Raw genomic sequence first — 5,496 nt, 5'->3', positions numbered from 1 at the left:
TTCCGGTGGGGCGGTGGGGCGGTGGGGGAGAACGACCAGATGGAAGCCTTCCAGCAGGTGACCACCCTGCTCCCCTGTTCAGTCAAAGACCTTCCACACGAAGCGGGAGGATGCCGTGTACTTCCAGATGAAGTCCACCACAATGCCAGCCGCCAGCGCCCCGATCCCCAGCCCCTGGCGGCTTGTGTTGGCGTAGGTGGCGGTGGAGACGAGGATATTGGCAACAAGGCCGGGGGAGCACACCAGCAGGAACTTGATCAGGCCAAGGAACAACGCCCTGCCCCGCAAACGGCGGGAGCGGAAGGTGAGGCGATTGTTGCCCCAGTAGTTGGAACTGGCCCCCGCAGCAACGGCCACACTCTGACTGTGGAGAAAGCTCCAGCCCCAAGCTCTGAGGATCAGGAAGAGACTGGCGTGGACAACCGTCCCCGAGAGCCCCACCAGGGTGAAGCTGGTGATCCATCATTCCACTGGAAACTGCAGGAGCCGATGCCTGTCAAGGGCATCCCTAGAGCTTGGATGTTTGATCCTGCAACGTCCCTCAACCCATCAGCAGCCACCCGGCGCATGGGCATTGCCACAAGTCCAACTGAGCGCTGTGACCAACTCCTTGCCAAGCCTACGGACATCATCATCTGGGTGGAGAGCAAAGCTCCTCTGCCTATCCTGCAGAGCTGCTTTGCTGCTTCAGAAGAAGTCTGGCAAGACCTTACGGAAGAATGGGGTGTTCAAGGCAGTAAATACCATATCTTCCAGCGCCGTTCCTGAAGCCTGCCATGGGACAAGAGAATCTCAGCGTGGTGCTGGCCACCTACAACGAGGTGGAGACCATTGGCCCCATGGTTCAGCAATTGCTCAGCCAACTGGGTCAAGACGGTGGGCCGTTGCTGGAAGTGATCGTGGTGGACGACGATTCACCGGACGGCACGGCCCAGGTGGTGCGACGGCTCAGCCGCCAGGATCCCAGGGTACGCCTGTTGCTGCGCTGTGATCGCTTCGGCCTGTCCAGCGCCATCCGCGACGGTTTGCTTTCGGCCAGTGGTGAGTTGGCGGTGGTGATGGATGCCGATGGCCAGCACGACCCGGTCGTCATCCACGCTGCGGTGGCGCTGCTGGAGCAGCAAGGGTTGGATCTGGTTGTCGGCAGCCGTTTCGGGGGGGGGAGGTAGGATTGAAGGGCTTTCGGCAAAACGCCAGTCCGGCTCGGAGCGGGCCAACCGGCTGGCGCGGCGTAGTCTGCCGCCAACCTATGGGCGCCTGAACGACCCCATGAGTGGTTTTATGGTGTTGCGCCTGGCCAGCACCTGTGCAGCAATTCGGCGGGTCAACCTGGCCGGATTCAAGTTTCTCTATGAGCTGTTGTCGGTGAGCGAGGGTAAATTCAAAGTGGAAGAGGTTCTTTTGAACTTTCGTTCCCGCCGGACGGGCAATTCCAAGCTGGATCAGGCCGTCGTCTGGGATTGGCTGGTGTCACTCCTGCATACGTTTACAGGTCGCATCATGCCCAGACGCGCCATTAGCTTTGGACTCGTCGGACTTGTGGGCATGGGGATTCATGCCGGGATTTTCTTCGTCCTCAGAATCGCGGGCTGGAGCTTTCTATCCAGTCAGATTGTGGCTGTTATTGTAGCGGCCATTTCCAACTATCTGGTCAATAATATCCTCACCTTCCGTGCTCGACGTTTGCGAGGGACGGCGCTACTCATTGGCCTGATCAAGTTCCTGGTTGTGTGTTCCCTGGGCCTGGTTGCCAATATCGGCGTTTCCACAGCCGTCTACACCAACATGAGGGAGGGAAGTCTGGGGATTGTGGCTGTATTTGCCGGGATTGTGGTGGATTTTATCTGGAAATACGCCGCCTCTTCCCGGCTTGTGTGGAACGTTCCCTACTGAAATATCTCATGGCTTGGGGGAGACCAAGTGTCCTTACACAGGGTGATCCACGGGACTCATCCTGGCTGGTGCGTTGCGCATGAAGGCTGCTGCGTTCGGGAGCGCCGCCTGCGTGGGGGCAGGTGTCAGAGATCCTGGGGGACAAGCTCCTTCTCCATCAAGGCTTAAGCTCCTCAGAGACGGCAACTCCCGTCGGATTCGTTTGCCCATCACGTCAATGACCAAGCCCCATGCAAATCCTGCCGCCGTGCGTTTCCAAGGTCCACCTCGCTTGTTCTGGCTCATCTCCGCCCTGCTGGTTGCCCTGTTCTGGAGCTTGGCGGCCCTCAAACACGCCTTATTGCAGAGCACAGGCTTTGATCTTGGCATTTTTGACCAAGTGGCCTGGCAGATGAGCCAGGGTTTGCAGCCCTACTCCACCCTTACCGGGCTGCACCACATGGGTGACCATGGGGCTTGGGCATTTTATGCCATTGCCCCACTCTACTGGCTGACCCCATCGGTGCATTGGTTGTTCCTCACCCAGGCGCTGGGGTTAATTCTCACGGCTTGGCCCCTGTGGCATCTGGGGGCGCAGGCCGGGCTAAAACCACGGGAGCGGTGGCTGGTCTGCGGCCTGTGGTGGCTCCAGCCCGTGGTGTTCAACGTGAACCTGTTTGACTTCCACCCGGAAACCTGGGCCATGCCCCTGTTGGCCCTGGCCATTTGGGCCAACCGTGCTGAGCGGCGCTGGCTCTGGATTGCCTGCTTATTCCTGGCCATGGGTTGCAAAGCTGCATTGGGTTTGATTGTGATGGGCCTGGCCTTGGAGCAGGCCTTACGCCGTCGCTGGCGGTACGCTGTGGCAGCATTGCTCACGGGGGGGGGTGGCTTCTTTTTGTAATGGAATTCCTTTTCCCAGCCTTGAATGGTGATGCTGGACTGATAGCGTTTGGGCGCCATCAAGGTCGTTACTCACATCTCGGTGAGACTGTTGGCGATGTTCTCCGAAATGCGTTATTTAGCCCCGGGGAGTTTCTCGGCGCTTTGGACTGGGCAAGCATCATTTTCTATCTGTTTTTACTCAGCCTGCCCCTGGCTTTCTACTGGCGTCGCTCCTCGCTCCCCCTCCTTGCGGCAACTCTGCCTTTATTGGCTATCAATGTCCTCTCGTCTGCACCTCAGCGAGACCTCATCCATCAGTACAATCTTCCTATCGCTGTTCTTCTGGTTGTGGCCAGCATGGATGGTTTGGCTACAGACCTGCGCCAGGGTCGTTTCTGGCTGACGCAGCGGCTCTTATTGTGCTGTTTCTGGGCATCTCTATGTTTTGTTGTTCTGGTAAATCGAGGTCATACTTTGGGTTATCATCTAATCTCAAGATTTGATGAGGTACAGCCAATTCAAAATATAATTCGACTCATTCCTGCTGATGATCGGACTAAGCATGATCATGTCCCATCCCTGAATCAACTGAGCCAGGCTAAGGATCTGATTCAGCGCATTCCCGTTGATGCTGATGTGCTTACGCACAATAATCTTGCTCCTCACGTCAGCCACCGCTCTGTGGTCAAGCTCTTAGGCGTTGATACAACTTCACGATCAGATTTTGCCGAGTTTAATGCGGCTTTCCTGGACCGCAAGAACCCATGGTATGGCGTGAGTCACTCTGCGACTGCCCCCCAGCACACTGCCGCTACCATTGAACGGTTAAAAATCTGGGGCTGGACTTGTGACGAGAAAAGTCGATTTGTGCTCTGCCAAAGGCGGCAGTGATATGGCCTTACTTTGCTCCATTAAACCTTAAGCTTCTCAAGTTGATCCACCAGTCCCTGGATTCGTTTCTCTATCATGTTAGCGACAAAGCCCCATGCAGATCCTGCCACCATGCGCTCCTCAAGGCCACCTCGCTCGTTCTGGGTCATCTCCGCCCTGCTGGTTGCCCTGTTCTGGGCCTTGGCTGCCCTCAGACATGCCTTACTCCAGAGCAATGGCTTTGATCTGGGAATTTTTGACCAAGTGGCCTGGATGATGAGCCAGGGTTTGCAGCCCTACTCCACCCTTACCGGGCTGCACCACATGGGTGACCATGGGGCCTGGATGTTCTATGCCATTGCTCCGCTCTACTGGCTGACCCCATCGGTGCATTGGTTGTTCCTCACCCAGGCGCTGGGGTTGATTCTCACGGCTTGGCCCCTGTGGCATCTGGGGGCGCAGGCCGGGCTAAAACCACGGGAGCGGTGGTTGATCTGTGGCCTGTGGTGGCTCCAGCCCGTGGTGTTCAACGTGAACCTGTTTGACTTCCACCCGGAAACCTGGGCCATGCCCCTGTTGGCCCTGGCCATTTGGGCCAACCGTGCTGAGCGGCGCTGGCTCTGGATTGCCTGCTTATTCCTGGCCATGGGTTGCAAGGCTGCATTGGGTTTGATTGTGATCGGCATGGCCCTGGAGCAGGGGTTACGCCGTCGCTGGCGGTACGCTGTGGCAGCATTGCTCACGGGGGGGGGTGGCTTCTTTTTGTAATGGAATTCCTTTTCCCAGCCTTGAATGGTGATGCTGGACTGATAGCGCTTGGGCGCCATCAAGGCCGTTACTCACATCTCGGTGAGACTGTTGGCGATATTCTCCGAAATGCGTTATTTAGCCCCGGGAAGTTTCTCGGCGCTTTGGACTGGGCAAGCATCATTTTCTATCTGTTTTTACTCAGCCTGCCCCTGGCTTTCTACTGGCGTCGCTCCTCGCTCCCCCTCCTTGCGGCAACTCTGCCTTTATTGGCTATCAATATCCTCTCGTCATCTTCAGCGCAGCGGAATCTAGTCCATCAGTATTCCTTGCCTCTAGCCGTCCTTCTGATTGTGGCCAGCCTGGACGGCTTGACTGCGGACCTGCGCCAAGGCCGCCTCTGGCTGACGTACCGTCTCTGGTTCTGCTGTTTCTGGGCAACCCTATCCTGGGCATTGTTGGCCAAGCCAGGCTATTTCTTTGATCATTATCTATCCAGAGTGGATCAAGTACCCACAGCACACGATCTTATCCGACGCATTTCTTCTGATGCTGCTGTGCTCACCAATAGCCACTTGTCTCCTCACCTGAGCCAGCGTCCAATGGTTAAGCAGTTATTCACGAAAACCTTGAGCCAGGAAGAACTGAACCGGCTCGATATAGCCCTACTGAATCGCCGTGATCCAGGATGGGCCAGCAACGTTCAACATACCGAGGCCACCATTGAGCAGCTTAAAGCCATGTCATGGGATTGTGAAGAGCACGGTCAAAGTGGCTTCGTGCTTTGCCGGAAGCCCACATCATGATCCATGCCAATGCTGTGGACCAGATGCAGGAGCGCCGCAAAGCCTTTCTCGTCAATAGCGGCTCCAATATCGCGCCGTTGCTGACAGCCTGGAAGAAGCTGGTGATTCACTGTTTTTCCGCTGCATCCGCCTGCCCTGTCTCTATGGAAATCGGTGCGCACCGCCAACGTCATCGAACGGCTCAACGGAGTATTCCGCCGCAGGGTCCAAAATCCAAGTCACCCTCCCCTGTGCCGAGACCGTATCCAATGCTACTCTGGGTAGTGTTGGTATACGGAAGCCCAGACGGTAGAGATCCGGCATATTCATGCGTCCT

Annotated in this window: 3 protein-coding genes and 3 pseudogenes; 5 read left to right on the top strand and 1 reads right to left on the bottom strand. The window is 56.7% G+C overall.

The features are described from left to right. Window positions 1-78: 78 nt before the first annotated feature. Complete coding sequence (locus BG35_RS0105845; RefSeq protein ID WP_025782089.1) at window positions 79-441, bottom strand: GtrA family protein; 363 nt, start codon at window positions 439-441, stop codon at window positions 79-81. Window positions 442-776: 335 nt separating this feature from the next. On the opposite strand from BG35_RS0105845, the gene BG35_RS13940 reads away from it, so the two are divergent. From BG35_RS13940 to BG35_RS13660, 5 genes and pseudogenes are all read left to right on the top strand, one after another. Then, window positions 777-1,169: a glycosyltransferase gene (locus BG35_RS13940; protein WP_308417020.1), complete on the top strand. Its 393-nt coding sequence runs from the start codon at window positions 777-779 to the stop codon at window positions 1,167-1,169. Then, on the top strand, window positions 1,138-1,893 hold the full coding sequence (locus BG35_RS10560) for a GtrA family protein (protein ID WP_308417019.1): 756 nt from the start codon (window positions 1,138-1,140) through the stop codon (window positions 1,891-1,893). The genes BG35_RS13940 and BG35_RS10560 overlap by 32 nt, the downstream gene beginning before the upstream one ends. Before the next feature lie 79 nt (window positions 1,894-1,972). Then, window positions 1,973-3,648, top strand: a pseudogene (locus tag BG35_RS14170) (DUF2079 domain-containing protein). A 75-nt stretch (window positions 3,649-3,723) separates the two neighbouring features. Beyond that, window positions 3,724-5,180 (top strand): annotated as a pseudogene (locus BG35_RS14165) (DUF2079 domain-containing protein). Next, window positions 5,177-5,496: pseudogene (locus tag BG35_RS13660) on the top strand (transposase); the annotation flags it as partial. The pseudogenes BG35_RS14165 and BG35_RS13660, both read left to right, overlap by 4 nt.

It is taken from the genome of Candidatus Synechococcus spongiarum SH4, from assembly GCF_000586015.1.
Lineage (GTDB): Bacteria > Cyanobacteriota > Cyanobacteriia > PCC-6307 > Cyanobiaceae > Synechococcus_B > Synechococcus_B spongiarum_F.
This window is presented reverse-complemented; position numbering and strand designations above follow the sequence as displayed.

Excerpts from the sequence above, each read along its gene's own strand:
- BG35_RS13940 (WP_308417020.1), top strand. The coding sequence starts at position 777 with ATGGGACAAGAGAATCTCAGCGTGGTGCTGGCCACCTACAACGAGGTG.